At 41.6% G+C, this 26084-nt stretch carries 19 protein-coding genes and 2 tRNA genes; 14 read left to right on the top strand and 7 right to left on the bottom strand.

Features of this window, described 5'->3' with window-relative positions; all coding sequences use genetic code 11:
- Window positions 1–2: 2 nt before the first annotated feature.
- Together R2Q66_RS14325 and R2Q66_RS14320 are read right to left on the bottom strand one after the other, a co-directional pair.
- The gene (locus R2Q66_RS14325; RefSeq protein ID WP_316750099.1) at window positions 3–437 is read right to left on the bottom strand and encodes an SRPBCC family protein; all 435 of its coding nucleotides are present in this window, start codon (window positions 435–437) and stop codon (window positions 3–5) included.
- Between the two features lie 76 nt (window positions 438–513).
- A complete protein-coding gene (locus tag R2Q66_RS14320; protein WP_316750098.1) occupies window positions 514–1110 on the bottom strand; it encodes a 2OG-Fe(II) oxygenase in 597 nt (198 codons plus the stop codon).
- A 171-nt stretch (window positions 1111–1281) separates the two neighbouring features.
- Between R2Q66_RS14320 and R2Q66_RS14315 the strand changes: the two genes are divergently transcribed.
- Window positions 1282–2289, top strand: a complete 1008-nt coding sequence (locus tag R2Q66_RS14315) for a TlpA disulfide reductase family protein (protein ID WP_316750097.1) — start codon at window positions 1282–1284, stop codon at window positions 2287–2289.
- 114 nt (window positions 2290–2403) lie between these two features.
- On the opposite strand, the gene R2Q66_RS14310 is transcribed toward R2Q66_RS14315, so the two are convergent.
- On the bottom strand, window positions 2404–3138 hold the full coding sequence (locus tag R2Q66_RS14310; protein ID WP_316750096.1) for an MIP/aquaporin family protein: 735 nt from the start codon (window positions 3136–3138) through the stop codon (window positions 2404–2406).
- 325 nt (window positions 3139–3463) lie between these two features.
- Between R2Q66_RS14310 and R2Q66_RS14305 the strand changes: the two genes are divergently transcribed.
- The 3 genes from R2Q66_RS14305 (at window position 3464) to R2Q66_RS14295 (ending at window position 7002) form a co-directional block, all read left to right on the top strand.
- The gene (locus tag R2Q66_RS14305) at window positions 3464–4078 is read left to right on the top strand and encodes a porin family protein (protein ID WP_316750095.1); all 615 of its coding nucleotides are present in this window, start codon (window positions 3464–3466) and stop codon (window positions 4076–4078) included.
- 322 nt (window positions 4079–4400) lie between these two features.
- Complete coding sequence (locus R2Q66_RS14300) at window positions 4401–5048, top strand: porin family protein (RefSeq protein ID WP_316750093.1); 648 nt, start codon at window positions 4401–4403, stop codon at window positions 5046–5048.
- A 202-nt stretch (window positions 5049–5250) separates the two neighbouring features.
- Complete coding sequence (locus tag R2Q66_RS14295) at window positions 5251–7002, top strand: glycoside hydrolase family 3 protein (protein ID WP_316750092.1); 1752 nt, start codon at window positions 5251–5253, stop codon at window positions 7000–7002.
- Window positions 7003–7100: 98 nt separating this feature from the next.
- On the opposite strand, the gene R2Q66_RS14290 is transcribed toward R2Q66_RS14295, so the two are convergent.
- Window positions 7101–7598, bottom strand: coding sequence for a thioredoxin family protein (locus R2Q66_RS14290; protein ID WP_316750091.1), 498 nt, complete (start codon window positions 7596–7598; stop codon window positions 7101–7103).
- 190 nt (window positions 7599–7788) lie between these two features.
- Between R2Q66_RS14290 and R2Q66_RS14285 the strand changes: the two genes are divergently transcribed.
- The 7 genes from R2Q66_RS14285 (at window position 7789) to R2Q66_RS14255 (ending at window position 19537) form a co-directional block, all read left to right on the top strand.
- Window positions 7789–11028 carry a UvrD-helicase domain-containing protein gene (locus R2Q66_RS14285; RefSeq protein ID WP_316750090.1) on the top strand — a complete coding sequence of 1080 codons (3240 nt, stop codon included), beginning with the start codon at window positions 7789–7791 and terminating at the stop codon, window positions 11026–11028.
- Window positions 11029–11030: 2 nt separating this feature from the next.
- A complete protein-coding gene (locus R2Q66_RS14280; protein ID WP_316750088.1) occupies window positions 11031–13943 on the top strand; it encodes a PD-(D/E)XK nuclease family protein in 2913 nt (970 codons plus the stop codon).
- Window positions 13944–13964: 21 nt separating this feature from the next.
- Window positions 13965–14342: a VOC family protein gene (locus R2Q66_RS14275; RefSeq protein ID WP_316750086.1), complete on the top strand. Its 378-nt coding sequence runs from the start codon at window positions 13965–13967 to the stop codon at window positions 14340–14342.
- A 67-nt stretch (window positions 14343–14409) separates the two neighbouring features.
- A complete protein-coding gene (locus tag R2Q66_RS14270; protein ID WP_316750084.1) occupies window positions 14410–15396 on the top strand; it encodes a pyruvate dehydrogenase complex E1 component subunit beta in 987 nt (328 codons plus the stop codon).
- A gap of 129 nt (window positions 15397–15525) precedes the next feature.
- On the top strand, window positions 15526–17826 hold the full coding sequence (locus R2Q66_RS14265; protein ID WP_316750082.1) for a Tex family protein: 2301 nt from the start codon (window positions 15526–15528) through the stop codon (window positions 17824–17826).
- 161 nt (window positions 17827–17987) lie between these two features.
- Window positions 17988–18278, top strand: coding sequence for a helix-turn-helix domain-containing protein (locus tag R2Q66_RS14260; RefSeq protein ID WP_316750080.1), 291 nt, complete (start codon window positions 17988–17990; stop codon window positions 18276–18278).
- Window positions 18278–19537 carry a HipA domain-containing protein gene (locus R2Q66_RS14255; RefSeq protein WP_316750078.1) on the top strand — a complete coding sequence of 420 codons (1260 nt, stop codon included), beginning with the start codon at window positions 18278–18280 and terminating at the stop codon, window positions 19535–19537. Before R2Q66_RS14260 ends, R2Q66_RS14255 begins: the two co-directional genes overlap by 1 nt.
- Window positions 19538–19602: 65 nt before the next feature.
- Here R2Q66_RS14255 and R2Q66_RS14250 read toward each other — a convergent pair whose 3' ends face one another.
- Window positions 19603–20076, bottom strand: coding sequence for an Lrp/AsnC ligand binding domain-containing protein (locus tag R2Q66_RS14250; RefSeq protein WP_182959096.1), 474 nt, complete (start codon window positions 20074–20076; stop codon window positions 19603–19605).
- Window positions 20077–20232: 156 nt separating this feature from the next.
- On the opposite strand from R2Q66_RS14250, the gene R2Q66_RS14245 reads away from it, so the two are divergent.
- Together R2Q66_RS14245 and R2Q66_RS14240 are read left to right on the top strand one after the other, a co-directional pair.
- Window positions 20233–20343 (top strand) — tRNA-Asp (locus R2Q66_RS14245).
- A 98-nt stretch (window positions 20344–20441) separates the two neighbouring features.
- A tRNA-Asp gene (locus tag R2Q66_RS14240) sits at window positions 20442–20585 on the top strand.
- A 532-nt stretch (window positions 20586–21117) separates the two neighbouring features.
- Here the strand turns inward: R2Q66_RS14240 and R2Q66_RS14235 are convergent.
- Together R2Q66_RS14235 and R2Q66_RS14230 are read right to left on the bottom strand one after the other, a co-directional pair.
- Window positions 21118–22431 carry an amidohydrolase family protein gene (locus R2Q66_RS14235; RefSeq protein WP_316750074.1) on the bottom strand — a complete coding sequence of 438 codons (1314 nt, stop codon included), beginning with the start codon at window positions 22429–22431 and terminating at the stop codon, window positions 21118–21120.
- Window positions 22424–25150: an amidohydrolase family protein gene (locus R2Q66_RS14230; protein WP_316750072.1), complete on the bottom strand. Its 2727-nt coding sequence runs from the start codon at window positions 25148–25150 to the stop codon at window positions 22424–22426. The genes R2Q66_RS14235 and R2Q66_RS14230 overlap by 8 nt, the downstream gene beginning before the upstream one ends.
- Window positions 25151–25570: 420 nt before the next feature.
- On the opposite strand from R2Q66_RS14230, the gene R2Q66_RS14225 reads away from it, so the two are divergent.
- Entirely contained in the window at window positions 25571–26008 is a 438-nt protein-coding gene (locus tag R2Q66_RS14225; RefSeq protein WP_316750071.1) for a cytochrome B, read from the top strand.
- Window positions 26009–26084 lie beyond the last annotated feature (76 nt).

Below are 26084 nucleotides of genomic sequence, written 5' to 3'. Positions count from 1 at the left end.
TGTTAAAAATTGCCGGAGGATTCTACGTAGTTTTTGAAGTTATCAAGAATGGCCTGCCAGCCACCTTTTTGCATTTCTATCGGATTCGTGTTTTCAGCCTCAAAACTTTCTGTGATTTTCACACCATCTGTGTTCTTTTCAAAAATGATTTTCACTTTCCTTTGATCCCCAAGGGTATAGCTAATCAATTCATGGGGTATAACCTCATCATAAACTCCATCAAAATCAAAGCCGAAACTACCATCTTTAGCTTCCATTCTCGAGCTGAATTTTCCGCCGGGGCGCAAATCATTTTCCGCTTTAGGAGTATGCCATTCATCGGAAGCAGCATTCCATAGCTTAATGTCTGATGGGTTGGTCCATGCCTTCCAAACAGCTTCGATTGGCGCATGTACAGTCGCTGCTACCGTAATTACGGTTTGATCGTGTGTTGTCATAATCGTTTCTTTTAATTGGTTGATGAATTAAAGTTAACGCAATTATTGCTGATTTACTATGGGTAAAAACGACAATTTAACCAATCTTCAGCCATCCGGTAATACTCATTCTTGATTTATTAGTGACCAGCACTTCATGTTCCAGCTCACTACTTTTAAAGAAAACGCTCTTACCGTTCATGGGCGGAATGTTCTGCAGAGTGGCATTGGCATGATGAACACACAATTCACCGCCATCTTCAAGCTGCCAATCGGTGTTCAGGTACATAATCATCGAATACTGTCTGCTGGTATTGCTCCGGAACTGATCCAGGTGTTTTTTATAGAAACTCCCTTCTTCATACATGGTATAGTGGAACTCATAACCAGTAATTCCGGTATAGCAGGTGCTGTTCAGGTGACTCACAAACTGATCCATTAGGTCAAAAAAGGAATTCTCATGGGGGTCATTGTGGGCACGATCGAGCCAGTAAATCCGGTCACTCCGAAATAATTTGTCTTGCACAACAACGGTATCGTTGCCTGTTCCTGCGGATAAAAGTAGGTTTCCCTGGTAGAGCCGTGTTAAATTGTTTTTTAGATGACTGGATAAATTGTCATTTAAAAAGAGGTCTGCTATGCCAACTTTATCTTTTATAAAGCTGTCAATTAGCGTATTAAATATTTCTTCCAATGGAAAAGTACGGCGCGATCAAGGCAGAATTGCCCTTATCCGGTGAAGGTAGTTTTAATTAATGGTAACTGATTGTATGTCAGTGCGATTTACAAAACTATAAAAGTCTATGGGATTAGTAGTTTATTTGTCTACCTTTGAAATATTATAAGATTAAAACCATTCAATACCATGAACATATTTAAGTTTTCCATTTTAGGATTATTGCTGAGTAGCACTGCAATTTATGCACAGGTTGAAAGTAAGGTAACGATTTCCGGAACCGTTACAGAGGCTCCCTCGGGGAAAGTATACCTGCAGAAGTTTGATAACAAAATGTTTAAAACGCTGGATTCTGCGGAAGTTAAAAACGGTAAATTCAAGTTCAGTAAAAGTCTGAAATTACCGGAATTATATGGGTTGACCGTTGATAAAGAGGAAAGTCCGTTGTACGTGTTCCTGGAAAAAGGCGAGGTTAAAGTAGCACTTGATCCGGAAAACTATTATAGAAATTCGGTGGTAACCGGCTCTGTTTCCAATGATCTGTTTACTGATTATAAGAAAGAAAAGGGCGTCAAAATTGAGGAGTTCATCCAAAAGAATCCTAAATCATTAGTGGCTGCTTATGTCCTGTACAGAGATTTCTCTTACAGATTGAGCCCGGAAGAAATCAGCCAAAACCTACAATTACTAGATCCTGCTTTGCAGAATACGCCTTATGTAGCGGTGTTAAAAGACCTGGTGAACGTATTGAATTCAGTAAGTATTGGTAAGAAAGCTCCGGATTTTGAAGGCAATACGCCGGAAGGAAAGACGATAAAACTATCTGATCATTTTGGGAAATATTTATTGCTTGATTTCTGGGCATCCTGGTGTGGACCATGCCGGAGAGAGAATCCAAACCTGGTAAAAGTCTACCAAAAATACCATGATAAAGGATTTGACATCTTCGCGGTGTCTTTAGATAAATCAAAAGAAGCCTGGTTAAAAGGGATTAAAGACGACAACCTGAGCTGGACACATGTTTCTGACCTGACCTTCTGGAACAGCGCAGGAGCGAAGTTATATGGCGTAAGGGCCATCCCTGCAAACGTGCTGATTGACCCGAATGGAGTGATTATCGCCAGAAACCTGAGCGGAGAAGCGCTGGATAAAAAACTCGAAGAGTTATTGGCTACCCCTTTGGCGAAAACAAAATAAAGCCAGTTTCAAAAGCAATAAAGAAATGGGGGGCTTCCCTCAGGATAAGCTTAGACAAGTATAAAAAAGAACAGGGTGTATCATGATACACCCTGTTCTTTTTTGATAGCAAATTTAGGCCTGATGTAAGTATAGGTTAAGTAAGGCAGCAAGCGTAGCGCCAAGTAGCGGACCAAGCACAGGAACCCAGGCATAAGACCAGCCACTATCACCTTTTCCTGAAATTGGCAAAATAGCATGCATAATCCTCGGACCCAAATCTCTTGCCGGATTAATGGCATAACCAGTGGTTCCTCCCAGCGATAATCCAATCACCCAAACCAGAAAAGCAACCGGTATTGCACCGAGTGACCCCAATCCTATGGCTGTTTTTTCGCTGCCTAATACTGCATCTGTAAAGTGAAGAATCGTGAAAATCAGCACAAATGTGCCTATGATTTCAGAGATCAGGTTTGACCATTTGTTTTTAATCGCTGGAGCGGTACAGAAAGTGGCCTGTTTTGCGCCCTGATCTTCCGTCGGTTTATAATGGTCTCTATAGGTTAACCAAACCAGAAATGCGCCTAAAAATGCGCCGATAAACTGGGCGGCTACATACATTGGAACTTTTGCCCAGCTGAATTTTCCGGCAATGGCAAGGCCAACAGAAACGGCAGGGTTGAGGTGCGCACCGCTATATGGCCCGGCAACAACTACGCCTACAAATACAGCCAGCGCCCAGGCTGTAGTGATGACGATCCAGCCGCCATTATTTCCTTTAGTACCGGATAAGACGACATTCGCGACTACCCCATTTCCCAAAAGTATCATTAACATAGTACCGATCACCTCGGCCGAAAATTCCGACATTTCTATAGATTTAAGTTTTTTAATGTACTAAGCGCAATTATACGTAAGTATAAACAAACGACGGGTCTTTTACCCTGGCTATTTAAACTGGCCTGGTATATAAACAGCAGTTTTTAAAAAGAGGTGTAGCTAAGATTAATTGTATCAAATTTGATACAATTATAGGAGATGGAGGAAGGCCCTGTTTCTGCCTCCCCTGATTTTCTTTTCGGAGGGGTAAAACGCTTCAAATGAGTGTTTCAACACCGGTTTTCAAAGTCATCATATCTTTGCCATCACAATTTGGCACATTTCTTTCTAAGGCCCTTGAATAAAAACACACATTATGAAAAAGATCATTATTCTGGCAATTTGCCTATTCACCGCCGGTGCTGTAAATGCACAGAGCCCAATCAGAGTTGGGATCAAGGCCGGACTAAACGTTCCTAATATTATCAAAGGAGACGGAAATAACGACTATAAAACTAAAGTAAACCCAGGATTTAACGCCGGTCTTACCTTAGATATTATGTTGATCAAAGGCCTGGCATTCACTCCTGAGCTTTTGTATTCGACTAAAGGATATAAATTGGAAACACCACTTGGTGAGTTCAAACAAACCACTCATTTCGTAGATATTCCAATTTTAGCGACGATTAATGTAGGTGGTTCAGGATTAAACCTGGTTGTAGGACCTCAGGTTTCCTTCTTAACCTCTACTAAAAACAAGTACTCAAGCAATTTCGGCCCAACTGTAGAAGAAGAATACAATGAAGATTCAGACAGGTTTAAAAAGAGCCTTTTAGGAGGTGTAATTGGTTTTAGATACGATATCAATGACAAAGTTGATCTTCACGGTCGTTATGCACTGGATTTCCAGAAAAATAATGAGCATGGAGGAAACAGAACTCCGGAATACAAAAATCAGGTATTCTCGATTGGTATGGGTGTAAAATTCTAAGCACAGCTAAATTTGAGTTAGCTGTACAAATGAAATTGTCATAAAAAAAAGAATGCTTTAACCGGCATTCCTTTTTTTTTAGCCCTTTCCTGAGCTAACCTTCGCTGCTGCATGAATCCGGTATATGACGTGTGTGTTAAATTCCGGACAATTAACTACAAATGGAACAAAGCAATCGGATTAGCGCTTTCTGACTTTAATATATTGATAGTCAGCGGATTTTTCTGTCCTTAATCGCTCTTTTTCACCCTGATAATTAAGTTTTTGGCATGGTTATTACAATAGCCTGTCCGAATTTTAAAAATAATTAAAATCAATAACTATGAAAAAAGTATTCATTTTAGGGTTAGGTCTAACGATGAGCAGTATAGCCTTCAAAGCGCAGGCACAACAATCACAAAGTGCAGCAAATGATCAGATCAGGTTCGGTATCAGAGCCGGAGCCAATCTGATGAATATGGGTAAGATCTCTATTGGTGATCAAAATTATTCTACAGATTCAAAAGTAGGATTTCAGGCAGGTGTGTACGCAGATCTACCTTTAGGTGGTGGTTTCGCCTTCTTACCGGAGGTAATGTACTCCCAAAAAGGTGCTAAGGTTAAAGAAACTTTTGCTGGAAATACTGCAGAATTTGATGCTAAAGTAGGTTACCTGGATGTACCGATTCTGATTGGTTTCAGACCAACTCCGGAACTGACCATTTTTGCTGGTCCTCAGGCTTCCTTCTTACTTTCTCAGGAATCTTCATTTAAGGTGAATGGCGAACAGGTAGGAGATAGCTTTACCAACAAAAAAGATTATAAAAAATCAATTGCAGGTGGTGTAATCGGTCTTGGATATAACATTACGCCTAATATCAATGTGAATGGTAGATATGCAATGGACTTTCAAAAATCATTTAATGATGATTTAAACCAGGATAAATTGAAAAATAAAGGTTTCGCCTTATCATTAGGTTATACTTTTTAATACCTGATATTAAAGGTTTAGGGAAGACCGTATAATTCGGTAATCTCCAACATTACTTTAATACCGATTAATTACCGAAGCCTGTATCGCCACAAACGATACAGGCTTTTGTGGTTTATATACTTTAGCGGCTACCATTGGCTTGCCGCCACATTCTCCCTGTTTTTTATATATATTTGAGATTTAACCGAATACCAGCTCAATGAAATTTAAGTACCCTATCCTTGCCTTCTTTTGCGCTCTAACCAGCCTTTCTGTAGTTCAGGCGCAACAGTCGCAACCATTAAAACCAGCCGCCTTTCAAGCACAGCAGCAACAAAAAAGCTATATAGAAATGTCGTCTATGCCCAATCCATGGGTCGATTCTGTGTTTAAGAAATTAAACAGGCGCCAGAAAATTGCTCAGTTGTTTTTTGTGCGGGCGCATACGGATATGGGCAAGGTTTTCGAGGATTCTATAGCCAGAGTGGTTAAAAAAGAACGTATCGGCGGACTCGTGTTTTTTCAGGGAGGTCCCGGCCGGCAAGCCATTTTAACCAATAAATATCAGGCCCTGGCCCGTGTACCTTTATTGATTACTTCTGATGGAGAATGGGGATTGGGAATGCGCTTAGACAGCACCATTTCTTACCCTTATCAAATGGCTTTAGGGGCCGTTCAGGACAAACAACTGATCTATAAAATGGGTCAGGAAGTGGCCAAAGACTATAAACGTATCGGAATGCACATGAACCTTGCACCCGATGTAGATGTAAATAATAACCCGAAAAACCCGGTGATCAATTACAGATCATTTGGTGAAAATAAATACAATGTAACCGCTAAAGCTTCCGCTTATATGAAGGGGATGCAGGATGGCGGACTATTGGTCAGCTTAAAACATTTCCCTGGTCATGGCGATACCGATGTAGATTCTCATTACGACCTTCCCAAGGTGCCTTTTTCAAAAGAAAGACTCGATAGTCTGGAGATTTATCCTTTCCGCGAATTGATTAAAGAAGGAGCGGCAGGGGTGATGATCGCGCACATGAATATACCGGCCTTAGACAATACCCCGAATATGCCTTCTACCTTATCCAAACCAATTGTTACCGGGATTTTAAAAGAAGAACTGGGCTTTAAAGGCATTATTATTACTGATGCCATGGGCATGAAAGGAGTTGTAAAATACTTTAAAGACGGCGAGGCCGATGTGATGGGTATCATAGCCGGAAATGACATTCTGGAGCTTTCGGAAAATAGCGAAAGGGCGATTAAGCTGGTTAGAAAAGCGGTGAAATCAGGCCGTATTCCTATGGAACGTATCAATGAGAGTGTAAAGAAAATCCTGACGGCTAAATATTGGGCGGGCTTAAATGTGAAAGACACGGTAAATGAAAACAATGTGTATGCGGAAGTAAACCGACCAGAGAGTAAAGTATTGCTACAACAGCTTGCAGATGCCTCTATGACCTTGTTGAGGGGGAAATCCTACCTGAAAACACTTTCTGCTCAAAAGAGAACTGCAATCATCAGTATTGGAACGGCAGAGGTAACCACTTTCCAGCAGGATTTGGGTAAATATTATAAAAACGCTGTTTTTTATACCCTGGATAAAACGGCAAATGCGAATGACATTGCTAAAGTATTAAGAGGAATGGGGCATTTTGATCAGGTGATTATCGGAATCCATGATACCCGTAACCGCCCCGGAAATGGGATGGTGCTAACTGCAGACCTGAAAATGTTTATTAAAGACATGGCAAATAAAAACGCCATGTTTGCCTTGTTCGCCAATCCTTACAATATTGCCGCCCTACCTGGCCTTGAAAATAGCAAGGTCTTGCTGGTCGCTTATCAAAAGGAAGACTTTATGCAACGTGCAGCATCAGCAGTATTTAAAAATCAATTGATACCTTCTGGTAAATTACCAGTTACGGTAAATGCCAGTTTTAAATACGGAGACGGCGAGTAAAAGATTAAAACCATAAAAAAAATGCCCCGGTAATTTAGAAATTGCCGGGGCATTTTTTTTATGATTTTAAAACCCTGTTATTTGCTGTTGACCAGCTGTTATTTGCTGCTGACCGGCTTCAAAGCTTCAACATTCCAGTTTTTCAGGAATTCTGTGATCTTTTTCACACTGTGACCTTTTCCTTCTTCCAGATAAGCCGAGTTTTGAGTATGTAAAAGTTTTCCATTACTATCAAGAATCAGAAATACCGGAAAGCCGAAACGTCCGGGATTTTGCAATTTCGCCAATACCGCTTCGTTTTTGTTTTCCTTGCTATAGTTGATCAATACCGTTTCATAATTGTCGTTCAGCAACTTTTTAAGCTCCGGAGTATGGTCTACTAAATTGTGAAAAGCGATACACCAGGAACACCAGTTTCCACCTACCTGAACAAATACATGTTTACCTTCTTTTTTAGCTTTGGCTATCGCAGCATTAAGGTCGGCCTGTGCATTTGCAGCCGGATTATAGATTTTAACAGCTTCTTTTGTCTCCTGAGCGAAGGTGCTGGCAGAAATGGTGACAAACGCAAAAAGTAATAATGCTAGTTTCTTCATGGTATTTATTTTTGATACACCTGTATTTATTTTATGCTTAGTATCTGTGTTGATATCTCCTAAAAGATATACTAAATCCAAAAATATAAAACTATTCACAGCTTTTTGTAATCTGAGTATAAAATTAATCCACTAATCTACTAGACTACTATTTTGTGGAAACTTCGCAAGAATCCTTTAGCTTTACCTAATGCCTCAACAGCCGCTAAAAATACTACAAGCTTCCGCCGGATCTGGTAAAACATTCAGTCTTACAGCCCATTATTTGACCCTTTTATTATCCGGAGAAACCAAATACCGGGAAATTCTTGCCGTAACCTTTACCAATAAGGCTACCGAAGAGATGAAAACCAGGATCATGGAGGTGCTGAAAGGCTTTGCGCTGGGCCAGGAAGACGTAGAAAGCTACCGGGTATTGGTCTTAAAAGCACATCCCGACCTCAATAAAGCCCTGCTTCAGGAAAGATCGGAGAAGATATATAAGAGAATCCTGCACGATTACAGTCGCTTTTCGGTGAGTACGATTGATGGCTTCGTCCAAAAGGTGATCAGGGGCTTTGCCTTTGAACTGGGACTCGATTCCGGTTATGCCCTGGAGATGAATTTTGAAAAGGTAAAGAACGAACTTGCCGATAAACTCGACGAGCAAATGGATCACAATCCAAACCTCTTACAGTGGATTATCGACCTCGCTTTAGACCGCATCAGCAACAATGTAAGCTGGAACTATAGAAATGAGCTGACCGACCTTGCCGGTGAGATTTTCAAAGAGCGTTATCAGCCTTTCGACAATGCCATTCAGGACTTAATTGAGCATAACGACCTTAACGTCATGTTTGGGGAGTACAGTAAATCGACCAAAAAGCAAATCAATTTATTTGAAACACAGCTTAAAGAACTCGCTTTACGTGCTACAAATCTATTTGAAGAAGCCAATATTGCCACAGATCAGCTCAAAGGAAAATCGAGGTCGCCATTGCTGGCAATCGCTAAGATTTCCGATGGTGATTTTGAGAAAATTGGAAACATTGCGAAACTAATTAATGAACCCGAAGAGTGGTTTAAACCAGGTGCCGACGATAGTTTGTACTATAGGCTAAATCCTGTTCTCGATCAATTATACCAACATTATATCAATGGCCTGCCGGATTATATCCTTGCGCTGGCCTTTCAGAAAAACTTGTACTACCTGCGTTTAATGCAGGAAATGGCGGTTTTACTGAAAACTTACCGACAGGAAAGTGGCAATCTGCTGATCAGCGATGCGCAAAACTTACTGAAAGGAATTACCGGAGAAGATGATGATAACCCTGCTTTCATCTGGGAAAAAACCGGTAGCCGATACCGACATTTCCTGTTTGACGAGTTCCAGGATACTTCTGCCAACCAATGGGGCAACTTTAAGCCACTATTGAAAAATGCGATGGCAGAAGCCAATGGTAAACTGATTGATCATTTGATCGTTGGCGATGTAAAACAATCCATTTACCGCTGGAGGAACGGGGATTGGAACATCCTCCACCAACAGGCAAAGAAAGATATTGGCGATACCTATGTTGTTGCCGCAAATCTGGAAGAGAATTACCGGAGTACAGAAAACATCATTTCCTTCAACAATACCCTGTTTAAAGCGCTGCCGATTCTCATGCAACGCCGCTTAAATGAAACGATCGGAGAACAAGCTACCAACCAAAAACTAGCGGATTGGTGGGAAGAAAAAGGCTTCAGCCACATCATGACAGACGTATATGCCGAAGTAGAACAAAAGATGACCCCATCAACTGCGGAAGGTGGAGCTATTGATTTCTCGGTGTTAAAAACCGATGCCGATGGTAAAGCGCTGGGCAGACCAGGCTTCAAACCGGAAGCTTTAAGGCGCATGGTAGAAACCTTAAAACGCCTTATTCTGGAAGAAAAGCGCTATAAAGCAGGCGATGCTTGTGTATTGGTGCGCTCCAATTCGGAAGCCATAGCCGTGGTAGACGCTTTAATGGAAAACAACATCAATGTGATCTCCGGTGAAGCCTTATTAATTGAAAATAATACCGCGGTAAAAATCCTGATCAACACCTTAAAAGTGATGGCAGGAATCCCCGGAAACAGCGCTTTATATAAAGCGAATATCATCAGCCTTTATGCGCAGCTCAGGGAAGTAGAAGTGCTTCCGGATCAGCTTTTTAACCTGAAAATTAAAGGTCTGGAGCATTTAACCGACATCCTTCCGCCCGAACTTTGTGAAAACTGGAAGAGCTGGATGCAGCAGCCATTGCCGGAATTGCTGGAAAAACTGATCCATGCTTATGGCTTGAGTCAGGCCATACATGCCACCTATTTACCGTATTTATTTGCCTTAAGAGACCTTGCAGGGAATTTCGCCCGACAAGGAGAAAAGGGCATCACGGCCTTCCTGACTTACTGGGACGAAGAGGGGAAAAGAAAAACTTTACCTTCCTCAGAAAGCACCGATGCGGTACAAGTGATCACCATTCATAAATCCAAAGGACTGGCCTTTAAAGTGGTTATGGTGCCGTTTTGTAACTGGGAAATCAATGGGAAACCCAATGGGGTCTTCTGGGTGCCCACCGCAAATACCCCTTATCACCAGTTGCAAAGTATTCCTTTGAAATACAATAAAGAACTCGGACAATCGGCCGTAGCCATCCCTTATTATGAGGAATTGCTGTACAATAATATGGATGCGCTAAACATGTTATATGTAGCCACCACGCGGACAAAAGAGTACCTGTATATCACTTGTCTGGGCAAAAAAACAGATACCGTAAGCACCATAGGCGATGTTCTGGCGATGACTTTAAAGGATCAGCTGGACGAAGATGGTCGCTTTTTTGTAGATGTGCCGGTGATTAAAAAGAGCAAGTCGAAATCAATAGAAGAAAACGCGCCAACGCTCATCAATCTCCAGGAATACCCAACCTCCGAAAGGCTTTCAGAAGTTTTCAATAACAAGCTCAAAAGAAAAGAACTGGAAATGCTGACCGGCACCAATGCCGGTAGGGAAGGGACGATTTTACATGAAGTCCTTGCCAGATCTTCCGATCTGGAAGAGATGGAAACGGCACTCAGCAGTATGCTCAATGAAGGGTTTTTTAAAGCAGAAGAATTGCCTTCTCTACGCCGGCAAGCGGGTAATGTATTGGCACATACAGAATTACAGGCCCTGCTAAAAACCAGCAAAGAAACCATCAATGAAAAGAGCATTATTGATATCCGCGGAAAAATGTACCGACCGGATAAAGTGCTGATCTCCGGAAATGAGGTCATTGTAATTGACTATAAATTTACGCTTAAAGAGAGCGATTCACATATCAAACAAGTGTACGGATACCGCGACTTGTTATTGGCAATGGGCTACCAGAAGGTAAAAACCTATTTGTTTTATGCACATAGTGCAACCTTAAAATCAGTGTAAAGATGAAGGCGTTTTTAAAAGAAGTTGCAGAAGATTTAGTAAAAAGATTGGGTTCGGATCTGCACCATGCCGCAGTAGTTTTTAACAATAAAAGACCGGTGCCATACCTGCAAAACCATTTGGCAGATACGCTGAGGAAGCCTTTTTGGGCACCCTCTTTCTTCACCATTCAGGAGTTTTTTGCGCTGTCTACCCATTTGCAGGTGGCGGATGGCTTTACGCAGTTTTTCACCCTGTTAAAAGAATACAATAAGCTAATTATTGAAGAAGGCGGAAAACCGCTGAATCCCGATGTTTTCTACCCGATTGCCAGGATTATTCTGAGTGATTTTTCACAGATAGACAATGATCTTGTCGAGGCAGATCAGCTGTTTCAGGAGTTGGAAGATATTGCGGTGATTGAAAAGGATTTCCAACACCTGACCGAAGAACAGCAGCAGTTTTTAGAGCAGTTCTGGTCGTCATTTTCTTCCGGAAAGCAACAATACCACCAGGAACAGTTTATCCGCATGTGGAGACGGATGCCTAAACTCTACCGCGGATTTCATGCGGCACTAAGGGAAAAAGGCTATACCACGATGGCTTATATCTATCGCCAGCTGGCAGAAGGAAAAGCCGATTTACCGGAATTTACCGATGCTTTTAAAGCCGGAAAAATTGTGCTGGCGGGTTTCAATGCCCTCAGTAATGCGGAAGCGGTAATTTTCAAAAGATGGAATAAAGATGAAAAAGCCTTGTTCTATTTTGATGTCGACAAATACTATATGGATGATGACACTCAGGAAGCCGGTTTATTCCTGAGAAAAAATATTCAGAAACTGGGCTTGCCCAATGCTTTAGGCGCAGCAAAAGACCTGATTAGAGATCAGCAGAAAGAAATAAATGTCTACAAAACGCAGGGACAAACGGCGCAGGCAAAGATTCTTCATCAGGAATTGTTGCAGGATTATCCATTACTGGATGTTGCAGACAATGCAGGTAAAATTGCACTGATTCTTGCGGATGAAAGCTTGTTGTTGCCGGTTTTACAAACCATTCCGACCAAATATCAACATGCTGCTGGCGTCTCCAACATCGAACTGAACGTCACGATGGGCTATCCTTTATTGGCGACTTCCATTTTCGGTCTTGCCGATCTATGGTTAAGCGTACAGGCGCAACTGATTGAAGGTAAAAAAGACACCATCTATTACAGAGAAGTAGAAGCTTTCCTTTCCCATCCTTTAACAGGCGTTTTACCTGCTTTGAGGGATGCCATACAACAGGAAATCCTGGGAGATCAATTGATTGATGTTCCGGTAAAAACGTTGCAAAAAGATCCCTTATCTACCTTGTTTTTCGCGAAAGTGGATAAAGGATTAACGGCTATTGAACACCTGCAACAGGTTTTCAAAATGATACTGGAAAGACAACTGGAAGAACAGACTTTAAAGCAAACGGAAGCTGATTTATTTGGCGCTACTTTAAAAGAACTCAACAGATTACACGATACTTTAGAAGATTATGCGGCACATCTGCCCCTTTCTTTTGTGCTTTCGCTGATGCAAAAAGCGGTGCAGGGCATTGCGGTTCCATTGAGCGGAGAGCCTTTACAAGGGGTACAGGTGATGGGATTACTGGAAAGCAGGAGCCTGGATTTCGAGCATGTTTATGTACTTGGTGTTACGGAAGGCATCCTTCCACAGATTAATGTTTCGCCTAGTTTCATCCCTGATAGTATCCGCAGGGCCTATGGGTTACCGGTTATCGAAAACCAGGACGCGATTTCTGCCTATATGTTTTACCGGTTATTACAGCGTTCCAGAAAGGTAAGTCTGGTGTATAACGGCCAGGCAGATGATAGCAATACCGGCGAACCCAGTCGCTTTTTAAAACAGCTGGAATTTGAAAGTGGCTATACGTTTAAATATTTCGACCAGTCGCAATCTCTGGCTATTGAGCCGAAAGTAGAATTTGATATTAAAAAAGAAGGGGAAGTTTTAAGGCGTTTATATACTTATCTGGACAATCAGGAACAGGATCCGGTTCGGTTATCGGCTACCAGATTAACCACTTACCTCAATTGTCCGGTTCAGTTTTTCTATAAATACATTGCTAAAGTAGAAGAGCCGAAAGAGCTGGCAGAAAACCTCGAAGCCAACAGTATTGGATCTACTTTACACCTTGTGCTGGAGAATTTTTACCAGAAATTAAAGGATGAAAGCCCCTATATCACTAAAGAACGTATTGCCGAAAACAGGAAACAGCTCACAGAAATGTGCAAAGTTGCGTTCTCAAAAGTGATGTTTAATAAGGACGAGCGGATGTCGGAATACAATGGTATGCAGCAGGTCATGCTGGCTATTGTGGCCGAATATGCCAATGTAATTCTGGATCATGACGAGCAGCAGGCACCATTTTCGCTGGTAGAACTGGAAAATGCGGATGATTACGTGATCACCTTCTCGATTAAGGTAAAAGGAGAAGAAAGGAAGCTTACTTTATTTGGCATTATTGATAGGGTAGACCAACGTAACGGGGTCACCAGGATTGTGGATTACAAAACCGGAAGGGATGAAGTTGGTTTCTCTTCTATTGATGAACTGTTTGACAGCGAGAGTGATAAGCAGAATAAAGCCCTGGTGCAAACCTTGTTCTATACCTATGTATATGAGCAGGCGAAAGGTATTTCCGGCGTAGAACCCAACCTTTACATCGTGCGTAAAATGCGGGAAGAGGGCACCTTGTTCTATCTAAAAGAAAACAGAAAGAGAGTGCTTTTACAAGCAGAGCATCTGGAAGAATTAAAAGGCAGTTTTACGACGTTATTACGCGAAAAACTAGAAGAATTATTCAATCCGGAGCTTCCTTTTAAGCATACTACGGTAGCAGAAAATTGCATGTATTGCCCTTATCTCACCCTTTGTGGAAAATAATTAACCTAAAAAACAACGCCTATGTTACGATCAGCGGTTCCTATTCTGGCCTTCTGTAATTCAGCAGAAACCATTGCTTTTTACACCCAAAAATTGGGCTTTACCTTCCATTCTGAATGGGATGGTTACCTGATTTTCAGTCGGGAACAAGTGTTCATTCACCTCTGGTTTACCGAAGATCCGGCCATTCCAAAGCATACAGGCTGTTATATTAATGTAAATAATGTTGCGCAATTGTATCAGGAATACGAGCAACAAGGGATTATCCATCCGAACGGAAAGCTGGCTTTAATGCCCTGGGGAATGCGTCAGTTCTCGATTTTGGACAATAATGGCAACATTATTCATTTCGGTGAACCCTCCGAAAACGAAGACAAATCAGCGGAAAACACAGTGTAATTAAAACACTACTTTATAATTAATTTACAATGGTTATATTTGCCATCAGTTAATATTTGAATATACAATGAGAGAAATTCAATTTAGAGAAGCGTTACGTGAAGCCCTAAGTGAAGAAATGCGTAAAAACGAGAACATTTTTTTGATGGGTGAAGAAGTAGCGCAATACAATGGTGCTTATAAAGTAAGTCAGGGTATGTTAGACGAGTTTGGCGACAAACGCGTGATTGATACTCCTATTGCCGAAATGGGCTTTACCGGTATTGGTATTGGCGCAGCAATGAATGGATTAGTTCCGGTCATAGAATTTATGACTTTCAATTTCTCATTGGTTGCCATTGATCAGATTATTAACGGTGCAGCCAAAATGCTTTCAATGAGTGGGGGTCAATTCTCTATTCCGATCGTATTCCGTGGCCCAACCGGAAATGCAGGTCAGCTAGGTGCACAGCACTCTCAAAACTTTGAGAACTGGTTTGCAAACTGCCCGGGTTTAAAAGTAGTAGTTCCATCTACTCCTTACGAAGCTAAAGGTCTGTTAAAACAAGCTATTATTGATCCGGATCCAGTAATTTTCATGGAATCTGAGGTGATGTATGGTGATAAAGGTGAAGTTCCTGAAGAAGAATATTACCTTCCTATCGGAAAAGCTAATGTGGTAAAACAAGGTACTGATGTAACGATTGTTACTTTCGGTAAAATGTTAACCCGCGTAGTAAACCCGGCTGTTGAAGAGTTGACTAAAGAAGGAATCAGTGTTGAAGTAATCGATTTACGTACGGTACGTCCTATTGATTATGAAACCATCATCGAATCTGTAAAGAAAACCAACCGTTTAGTGGTAGTTGAAGAGGCATGGCCATTGGCTTCTATCTCTTCTGAGATCGCGTTTAATGTTCAAAAGAATGCTTTTGACTTCTTAGATGCTCCGATCTTACGTATCACTTGCGCTGACGTTCCACTTCCATACGCTCCAACACTTATCGCGGCTAGTTTACCTAACGCTGAAAGAGTGATTAAAGCAGTAAAAGAAGTGATGTACGTAGCAAAATAAGTTACACATTACATCGTTAATATAGGATCCCGTTGGTATTTACCAACGGGATTTTTTTTATTTTAGGATACCAATTGTTAGTCTTAATTTTGGCCGCAATTGTACGTTAGCATATCAAAAGATCATTAAATGAGTCATCATTCCAAAATAATCGCTGCCGAGCTTTCGGTAGCTGAAAAACAGGTTGTTGCAACCATCGAATTGTTAGATGCCGGTGCAACTGTACCCTTTATTTCCCGCTATCGGAAGGAAATGACCGGAAGTCTGGATGAAGTTCAGGTAGCGGCAATCCGCGATAGATTTCAACAACTTCGCGAGCTGGATAAGCGTAGAGAAGCGATTCTTAAAGCTTTAAGCGCACTGGATAAACTGAGCCCTGAACTAGAGCGTCAGATCAATGAAGCAACCAATATCACCGCAATCGAAGATATTTACCTTCCTTACAAACCTAAACGCAAAACCAGAGCTTCTGAAGCACGTAAAAAAGGGCTGGAGCCATTGGCGCTTACGCTTTTGGAGCAAGGAAAAGGAAATCCGGATTCGGACGCTAATGCTTTTTTAAATGCGGAACTCGGTGTAAATTCTATCGAAGAAGCCCTTGCAGGTGCAAGAGATATCATTGCGGAAATTGTAAATGAGCATGTGGAAGTGAGAACTTCAATGCGTCAGTATTTTCAGCAGAAATCTTCTTTTAAATCTTCCGTAATGAAAGGAAAAGAAGCAGAGGGGATCAAGTATAAAGATTATTTTGAATGGGAGGAGCCCTTAAAAGTGGCACCATCACACCGTGTGCTGGCCATGAGAAGAGGGGAAAATGAAGCGATTTTGAAGCTGGAAACCATGCCGGAAGAAGAAGGCGCAATTTCCATCATCGAAGGGCAGTTCCTGAAAGGGAATTCTCCGGCGGCGAAACAAGTGAAAATGGCAATTCAGGATTCTTACAAACGTCTTTTAGGACCAGCAATGGAAACCGAAATCCGTTCTTTCTCTAAAGAGAAAGCCGATATCGAAGCCATTCGTGTCTTTGCTGAAAATGCAAGACAGCTGTTATTGGCCGCGCCAATGGGACAGAAAAACGTGTTGGCTATCGACCCTGGATTCCGTACCGGATGTAAGGTGGTTTGTTTAGACCGACAAGGAAAACTATTAGAAAATACAGCGATATACCCACATACCGGACAAGGGAATGTGAAAAACGCAGCAGATAAAATTATTGAGCTTTGCAAAAAGCACCAGATAGAAGCCATTGCTATCGGAAATGGTACGGCCGGAAGAGAAACAGAAGTGTTTGTCCGCGGTTTACAGATTCCGGAAGTCATGATTGTGATGGTAAATGAAAACGGGGCCTCTATTTATTCCGCTTCGGATGTGGCACGTGAAGAGTTTCCTACCCAGGATATTACCGTTCGTGGGGCCGTTTCTATCGGCAGAAGATTGATGGACCCATTAGCGGAACTGGTAAAAATCGACCCTAAATCTATTGGTGTCGGTCAATATCAGCACGATGTGGATCAGAACAAATTGCAACAGTCGCTGGATGATACCGTGATGAGCTGTGTGAATGCGGTAGGGGTAGAGTTAAATACTGCTTCTAAGCAGGTATTGGCTTATGTTTCCGGTCTGGGCCCACAATTGGCGCAGAATATCGTGACCTACAGAGATGAAAATGGCGCGTTTAAAAATAGAGAAAGCCTGAAAAAGGTGCCTCGATTAGGCGGTAAGGCATTTGAGCAGGCTGCGGGTTTCCTGAGAATCAGGGATGCAGCACAGATCCTGGATGCGAGTGGCGTTCACCCGGAGCGTTATGCTTTGGTGAATAAAATGGCCAGAGACCTGAATTGTAGCGTTGCGCAACTGGTAAAAGATGCGGAATTAAGAAAACAAATCAAGCTGCAACAATATGTAACGGAAGAGATCGGTTTGCCGACTTTAAACGACATCATGAACGAATTGGCAAAACCAGGTAGAGATCCAAGGGAGCAATTCGAGGCCTTTAGCTTTACAGATGGGGTTAATGAAATCGCAGATTTAAGGATAGGAATGAAACTTCCTGGCATTGTAACCAATATTACCAACTTTGGCGCATTTGTGGATATAGGTGTTCATCAGGATGGTTTGGTGCATACCAGTCAGCTGGCAGACCGCTTTGTAGCCAATCCTAATGATGTGGTCAAAGTGCATCAGAAGGTTGAAGTAACGGTTGTAGAGGTAGATGCGGCAAGAAAACGTATTTCTTTATCGATGAAATCCGGGGAGGCGAAGCCTAAAACAACTGGAAAACCAGAAGAACGTAGCAAGACTTTCCAGAAACCGGCTAATACAGGTGGTGCCAGACCAAAATCTGCTCATAAACCGGAACAAAAAGGAAAAGCAGCAGCAGAAGGCGATTTACAGGTGAAACTGGAAGCTTTGAAAAATATGTTTAAATAACAATATAGATTGATCTTGCGATTTGAGATCAAATAGAAAGGGTTCGGCGTAATTGCCGGACCTTTTTTGTTGGAGGGGATTTGGCTATTACAGCTTATTAAAAAATGAAATGGTGAATATTACTTCCATTTTTGTTATTTTTGGTGAAAGTATTCACCATTATGAAGTCAAAAAAGATCGTGGTATTTCCCAAACACCAGAAAATTCTGGATTTATTGGGTGAGCATATAAAATTGGCGAGGAAGCGTCGAAAACTAACTGCTGTTCAGCTTGCGGAACGTTCAGGTATAGATAGGGTAACACTTCGGGCTATTGAAAAAGGGAGTCCAAGCGTCGCAATGGGGTCTTATTTTAATGTATTGAGATCGCTCAATCTACATGAAGACTTTCTTAAACTTGCTGCAGACGACGAGCTGGGTAAGAAATTACAGGATCTTGATTTACTGAAATAATGGCAACCGATAAAACAGATATCTGGGTATACGCCCATTGGCAGGGGCTGGAGAGTCCGGAGTGTATTGGTGTTTTATCAGCACACCAAAGTAAAGGTAGAAAGGTGTTTAGCTTTGATTATGATAAAAAATGGCTGACATCTAAGACAAGGTTTCTTTTGGATCCAGATATTCAATGGTACCAGGGCTCCCAATTCCCTGGTGGTAAGGAAAATTTTGGAGTGTTTATGGATTCTATGCCGGATACCTGGGGGAGGAGGCTAATGCAGCGAAGAGCCGCTCAATATGCATTAACTCAAGGGACTCTGGTACCAACGTTGTATGAATTGGATTTCTTACTTGGGGTTCATGACTTTACACGTATGGGAGCATTACGGTTTAAAAAAGATCCTGACGGGGCATTTTTAGATGATAATCTTGAAAATCCTGCACCACCAATAGCCCATATAAATGCATTACAGGAGAGCGCAAGGTTGTATGAGGAAGATGCAGATGGGAAAAAAAGTGATAAATGGATGCAGATGTTGATTGCTCCTGGCTCATCTCTTGGTGGAGCCAGACCAAAAGCGAGCATTCTTGATGCTGATGGTAATTTATTTATTGCAAAGTTTCCTTCAAAAAGTGATACTACAGATAAAGCTGCCTGGGAATACCTTGCCTATAAGTTGGGCTGCAATGCAGGGCTACAGATGCCAAAATGCAGGTTGGTAAAAGTGCAGGGTCCATACAGGACGTTTTTGTCTAAGCGATTTGATCGCGTTGGGGCAGAAAGAATACATTTTGCCTCGGCTATGACTATGACTGGAAACAATGAGGACCTTATTCGGGATTCAACACCAAGTTATCTGGATATTGCAGAATTCTTACAGTATTCCGGAACAACACATATTGAGAAAGACTTGCATCAGCTTTGGAGAAGAATAGTATTTAGTATGGCTATCTCGAACACCGATGATCACCTTCGTAATCATGGTTTTCTTTTAGATCAGGATGGTTGGCGGCTTTCGCCAGCTTACGATATCAATCCTTCAATTGAAAAAGATGGATTAGCCATAAATGTGGATACTCATAATAATAGCCTGGATTTTGAACTTGCAAAGAGCGTTGGCATATATTTTCAATTGAACGAGGAACAAATGAATATAATTATACAGGAGGTTATTTTTGCGGTTAGGGGTTGGAGGTCTATTGCTAATGAAATTGGAATTCCAAGAGCTGAACAGGAATTGATGTCACCTGCATTCTCTTTGAGTATATAATCTCTGCTCTTTTATTAGCCTGCGAAAATCATATACTTAATATATAAATAGAAAAACAGATTGAATTACAATTCAATCTGTCTTCTGATACTTTCTTCCAGTGAGATCAGCGTTTCCGTACGTTGAATACCTTCTACCGCCTGTATTTCTTCATTTAGTACATGTCTCAAATGATTGGTATCTCTACAAATGATTTTGGCGAACATACTATAGGCACCGGTTGTGTAATGTAGTTCTACTACTTCCTTGATTTTACTCAGTTGTGCGACTGCATCTTTATATTGAATTCCTTTTTCCAGGTAGATTCCCAGGAAGGCACAGATATCATATCCTGCTTTTTGCGGATCAATCATCAAATGAGAACCTTTAATAATGCCCATTTCCTGCAATTTTTTCATTCGCACATGGATGGTTCCACCGGAAACGATCAGATCTTTAGCGATTTCCGTATAAGGTTTGGTCGCATCCTGCATCAACTGTTTTAAAATGTCAATATCCAGGTTATCAATTTCTAAATTTTGGCTTTCTTTTTTAAGCATGATTTTGATATTTGTTAACGATATTCAAATATAATTATTAATATGGTAATAATAAAATAAAATGATTAAAATATTTGCAACATAATCGGGTTGTTGTTACATTTGTATCAAGCAAGAAACAAAAAATAATCGTTCTTTTAACATTTGCTTATATCCTGTAGGGTGGTGGAATTGGCAGACGCACCTCCTTGTCTCGGTGGTGGAGAATATGGAAAACCCGTAAGGGCTAACTACTCCTTGAAGGTTCGACTCCTTCCCCTACAGCCATGAGTTTTTGAGTGGTAAGTTTTTCAGATCTAATATAAGGTGCATTGGAAATTTACGACTTAACGCTTAAAACTCAGAAGATTGTACTTTATTTATTTTGTTGGGTGGTGAAATTGGCAGACACGCCTCCTTGTCTCGGTGGTGGGGATTAATGGGATAAACGTAGTTTATGGGTTGACCACAATTGATTTTGAACTATAGCTAACTACCCCTTGAAGGTTCGACTCCTTCCCCAACAGCCAGTTTTTTTATGAATAATAAGTTAGTTAAAAAAAAGTGACCTTGGATGAGGTCACTTTCTTTTTAACGCCTTTCCTATCAAAACTCCTTTTCTTTAAAGCATCATCAAATCCATTTCTTTTAAATTTTCCAATCAATCCTACAAACACGCTTTTAAAAACCTTGTGTTAACGTAGATTTATGCCATTTTTTAGGTAAAGCATGATCATTTCGGCCTCCTGAATCAGATAAATTCAGAATAGTGTTTGTGGTCGGGTTGTGGTCGGGAAGAGTGGCATGTTCGGATAGGGTATGGAAAGGGTTCGGTATAGGTTGCTGGTACTTTGGTATACCTTTTACTATCCAGACCCTTTCCAAAGGGTTAGGCAACCCTCTCGCAACTAAGCGCTCTTTCCGACCAGTCCCAAACCAGTTCCTCCCTATAATTGTTCTGATTAATGAAATAGGTCATCAAGGCTTAACCACCTTGTTTTTCAGACATAAAAAAGCGGCTGTTTTGTGAAAAAACAGCCGCCGGATAAACCGTTTAAAAAATTAAGGTTTCATTTGATACTTTGCACTGAACTTTTTGTCCAGCTGTTTATGGAGGTTATCCAGGTTGATGTCTCTTCCCTGAATAAAAGCCTGTTCCACATGATTGCTCTTCATATCGAGTGCATCGCCGGAAGAGATAAAGAACGTAGCATCTTTGCCAAGCTCCAAACTTCCGGTGGTTTTGTCGATACCCAACACTTTTGCCGTGTTCAAAGTAATCGTTTGTAATGCCTTTTCAGGATCTAAACCCCATGCAGCAACGGTTCCTGCCATAAAAGGAAGGTTGCGCTGTTGCCAGTAGCCATCAATACTGACCACCACATTTACGCCTGCATTGGCCAATACGGCTGCATTTTTATAAGGCATATTCACATCATCATCCACCGAATTTGGCAAAGCATGTGGCTGTTTTACAATCACCGACACGTTATTTTGCTTTAAGAAATCAGTGATCAGATAGGCCTCATCTCCACCGACAATTACCGGAATGACCTGATATTTTTTCGCAAAATTCACTGCTGCAATGATATCTTTCTCCTGATCTACATTGATAAATAAGCGTTGCGTACCCTTAAAAAGGTTCCTCATGGCAGCCAGACGCGCATTCGTCACCGCTGGTTTGGCGGTTTCTGCATAAGCTTTCGATTCTGCAAACAGCTGATCCAGCTCATTAATGGCATTTTGTGCCCTTTCTTTCAGCACATCAGGCGTGATTACCGGACCGCGAAAGCCAAAACCACCTCTACCTTTAGGTACTACCGGCCAGGTGATGTGCATCGCATCGTCTTTTTTAATGGCTGCATCTTCCCAGTTCCAGGCGTCGAGCTGTACAACAGACGAACTTCCGGAAACCATACCGCCTTGTGGCGTAACCTGTGCCATCAAAATACCATTACTTCTTAGCGTTGCCGGAACCTTAGAGTCCGTGTTGTAAGCAATAATAGAGCGGATATGAGGGTTAATGTTGCCAATTTCGGCAAAATCTAAGGTCGCTTTTACCGACTCAAATTCTGTCAGTCCTAAGTTAGTAACCGGCGCAATAAAGCCCGGATATACGTGTTTTCCATTCGCCTGAATCAGGTTTCCTTTGCTCATATCCAGACGAACTACCGTGGCATCACCAATTCCGGTGATCTTTCCCTGATCAAAAATCAGGTAGCCATTTTCAATGACACTGCCATTGCCGAGGTGTAATTTGGCACCCAACACATAAGTAAGCTTGCTTTGTGCCGGAGCCGGAGAAATATTCGCCTGTGCGAAAGCGGAAACCGTTGCCGCTGCGGTAAGGAATACGGTTAAAATATATTTATTCATGAGCATGTGTCCTTTCTGATTCGTTTAATTCCATAGCATAATCTTCTACGGTTTCGCAATGGTACATCCGCGGACTTTCAGCCGTTGGACGCTGTGTTTTTCCACCTTTACCCTTACTTTCCTGCATTTTTTTAATGATTCTTGCGCGTTCAATCTGCTGATCTTTTCTCAGCTGCTCATCGCGATTGAGGTCCCAGTAAGCAACACCATCTACAAAAGTTTTTTCTGCTTTTGCATAAATCGACAAGGGATTTGCCGACCAGATCACTACGTCTGCATCTTTGCCCGCTTTCAAGCTGCCCACTTTGTTGTCAATATGGAGCATTTTAGCAGGGTTTAAGGTCACAAACTTCAAGGCATCTTCTTCTGATACGCCACCATATAAGACCGCTTTACCGGCCTCCTGGTTCAACCTACGCGCCATTTCTGCATCATCAGAATTGAAAGCTGTGGTAATACCCACATTGTGCATGATTTTTCCATTGTAAGGAATCGCTTCAGCAACCTCCATTTTATATGCCCACCAATCGGAGAACGTCGAAGCATTGATGCCACGCGCCTTCATCTTGTCGGCCACTTTATAACCTTCCAGAATATGGGTGAACGTATTGATTTTGAAGCCCAGACTGTCGGCCACGTTCATCAACATATTGATTTCAGACTGTACATAAGAATGACAAGTAATGAAACGCTTATTGTCCAGTATTTCGACAATCGCATCCAGCTCTAAATCTTTGCGAACGTTATTCCCTTTAGCAGCTAATGCCGCTTTATATTCCTTTGCGCGGGTAAACTCGTCTACAAAAGACTGCTCAACACCCATTCTGGTCACCGGAAAACGTGCTCCTGTTCCAAAATTACTTTGCTTCACATTTTCACCAAGGGCGAATTTGATAAAGCCATCTGCCCCTGCAAATTTCAATTCTTCCGGCAGTTTTCCCCAGCGAAGTTTGATCAGCTGCGCTTGTCCGCCAACCGGATTTGCCGAGCCATGCAGGATATGAGAAGTAGTGACCCCACCAGCCAGCTGACGGTAGATATTCACGTCTTCAGAATTGATGATATCCGCAATCCGAACTTCCGCAGAGGAAGATTGTGCGCCTTCATTGATCCCGCCTGTGCCAGCAATATGGGAATGTTCATCGATCATTCCCGGGGTAATGTGTTTCCCTGTCGCATCAATTATTTTCGCATTGCCTGCGCTCAGGTTTTTCCCTACTGCTTTAATTTTGCCGTTTTCCAGCAATACATCCGCATTTTGAAGGATTCCTTCTTTTTCATTCGTCCAGACCGTTGCGTTTTTTAACAACACGCTTTCCTGTCCGATAGGATTCGCTGTGCCGAAAGCCGTAAATGGATAAATCAGTGTACCTGCATTGAGTACTGGTTTTTCCAGGTCTTTTTTAGCTGGTGTTTTCGCTACCGTATCTTTTTCATCCTTTTTTCCGGTGATAAATCTTTTACCCTGTACCCAGTTTTCCAATACGATATTGGTCTTTTTAAAGAGACTATCGGAAGTGATAATGAAATTGGCCAGTTTACCTTTTTCCAGGCTTCCTACTTTGTCGGACACACCGATCATCGCTGCTGGAATCTCTGTAATGGCTAAAAGCGCTTGTTTTTGGGTTAAGCCATTGTCTATTGCTGTGCGGATATTGGCCCAGAAATCAGCGGCTTTATCTAAGCCGTAAGGCGTTAACGAAAATCTGATGCCTGCTTTTTCCAGAATTCCCGGATTGGTAGGGGCCATTTCCCAGCCTTTCATCTGTGCTAAAGTCACGTTTCTCGCATCTGCTGGATCTTCCACATCGTAGGCTTTAACGAAGTTGATGGGAATAATTAAGCTGGCACCAGTTGCTTTTACAGCCTCAATGCGCTGATACTCATCACCATTAGATTTAATGATATACTGTTTGCCAAACTCTTTTCCGATTTTATCAGCACGGAGAATATTTTGCCAGCCATCGGCTTCAAATATCTGAGGGATAGCCTGTTGTTTGTTAAAAGCTTCCAGAGAAATGTTGTATTCTTCCTTTTGTTTGCCATACCAATTTGCATCGTAATAGGTTTGACGCAACAGGGCAATGGAGCCCATTAAGGAAGTTGGGTAGTCATTTTGCGAAGTTCCTTTATTGAAAGAATAATTGGCGGAGGCTTCCGGTTTCAGCATCGTGCTGTTTTCTCTTTCGTCGCTTAAAGTAACCACGGAGGAGGTTCCACGGGAAATCCCGTCTCTGTTGATCACGTTTACGCTACCAAATCCTGCTTTACGCAGTTCATCAGCTTTTTTAGTATCAATTGAAAATATTCCGTTGACTTGTGTTTCCGGTCTGATGGCTTCATTCCAGCCATAAGCTCCTTTTTTTGTAGAGGTAAATATCGATTGACGCGTGCCTCCGGTTAAGGTTCTGCTGCTTTCGGGTACACCATACGTAGAAAAAGCATCCACCAAAGAAGGGTAAATGAATTTCCCTTTGAGGTCGATCACCACATAGCCTTTCGGTACAGCGGTTCCGGATCCTACCGATTGGATAGTTTGTCCTTTAATCAACAGGGTTCCGTTGGGAATCGTCTGACTGGCATTGACCACAATATTTGCATTGGTAAAAGCGTAATTTCCCGGCCTGATGTCGTAAGATCCGTTTACCGGATAGGTTTGCTGTGCAAATACCAGGCTGCCAGAAAAAATCAACGCTACGGAGAGTAGAGTTTTCTTCATAAAAATTTAGTTTTAGTAGCTAAATCTAACCTAAAAAAGTGGGAGGATTTGTTTATAACCTATTTTTTACCAACCAAAGGGAGCGCGGTTGTCCACAATTATGTAAGGTTTTGTCCACAAATGTGTAAAGCTGGTGGGGAATTGTGGATTGTCGGTCGCATCTTATGGAAGATCGCTGTGTAAAACAGTAAGATTTAGTCGGAAATGTGGAAAGCCTACCAGATATTGTGAATTGCAGCCGGGTAAAACTGTCCGGTTAACCACAAAATGTGGATATCCTCTATTCAATTGTGAATTGAAGCTAAAAAGCCGGATTATCCGCCCATTTTCTATAGTTTAAAATGGTTTTAAATATCGATTACTAATTTTCCTTTTTTTTAAACTGTTTTTTATTAGCTAAGTTTGAAAAAAAAACTCGTTATGGATAAGATTTATCATATTTTGAAAAGCGCGCATTCAGGATGGCGTTACCTGGTTTTAATTTTTCTGGTATTGGCCATTATTCAGGCATTGGCTGGATGGTTAGGTAAGAAACCATATACAGAAGGAAATAGAAAATTAAATGTTTTCGCACTAATCGCGGTACACGTCCAAATTTTATTTGGATTAGGCTTATATTTCATGAGTCCACTGGTAGAAGCGGGGATTAGATATTGGAAAATGGAACATATCGGAATGATGATTTTTGCCGCTATTTTAGTGACTGTTGGCAATGCAAGATCGAAACGTATTGAGGATGCAGCAGGTAAACACCGCACTATAGCCCTTTATTTTGGTCTTGGATTGATCGTTATCATTGCTTCTATCATTCAAATGATACAGATTGATCCGACAAGAACATTTTGGGGTGTCTCATAAAATTTCACAATTTAATTTGGTGTTGTAAGATTTATTTATATTTTTGTTGCACATGATTAACAATATACATACTTGG

The organism is Pedobacter gandavensis, from assembly GCF_032677645.1.
GTDB classification, from domain to species: Bacteria; Bacteroidota; Bacteroidia; order Sphingobacteriales; family Sphingobacteriaceae; genus Pedobacter; species Pedobacter gandavensis_A.
This window is presented reverse-complemented; position numbering and strand designations above follow the sequence as displayed.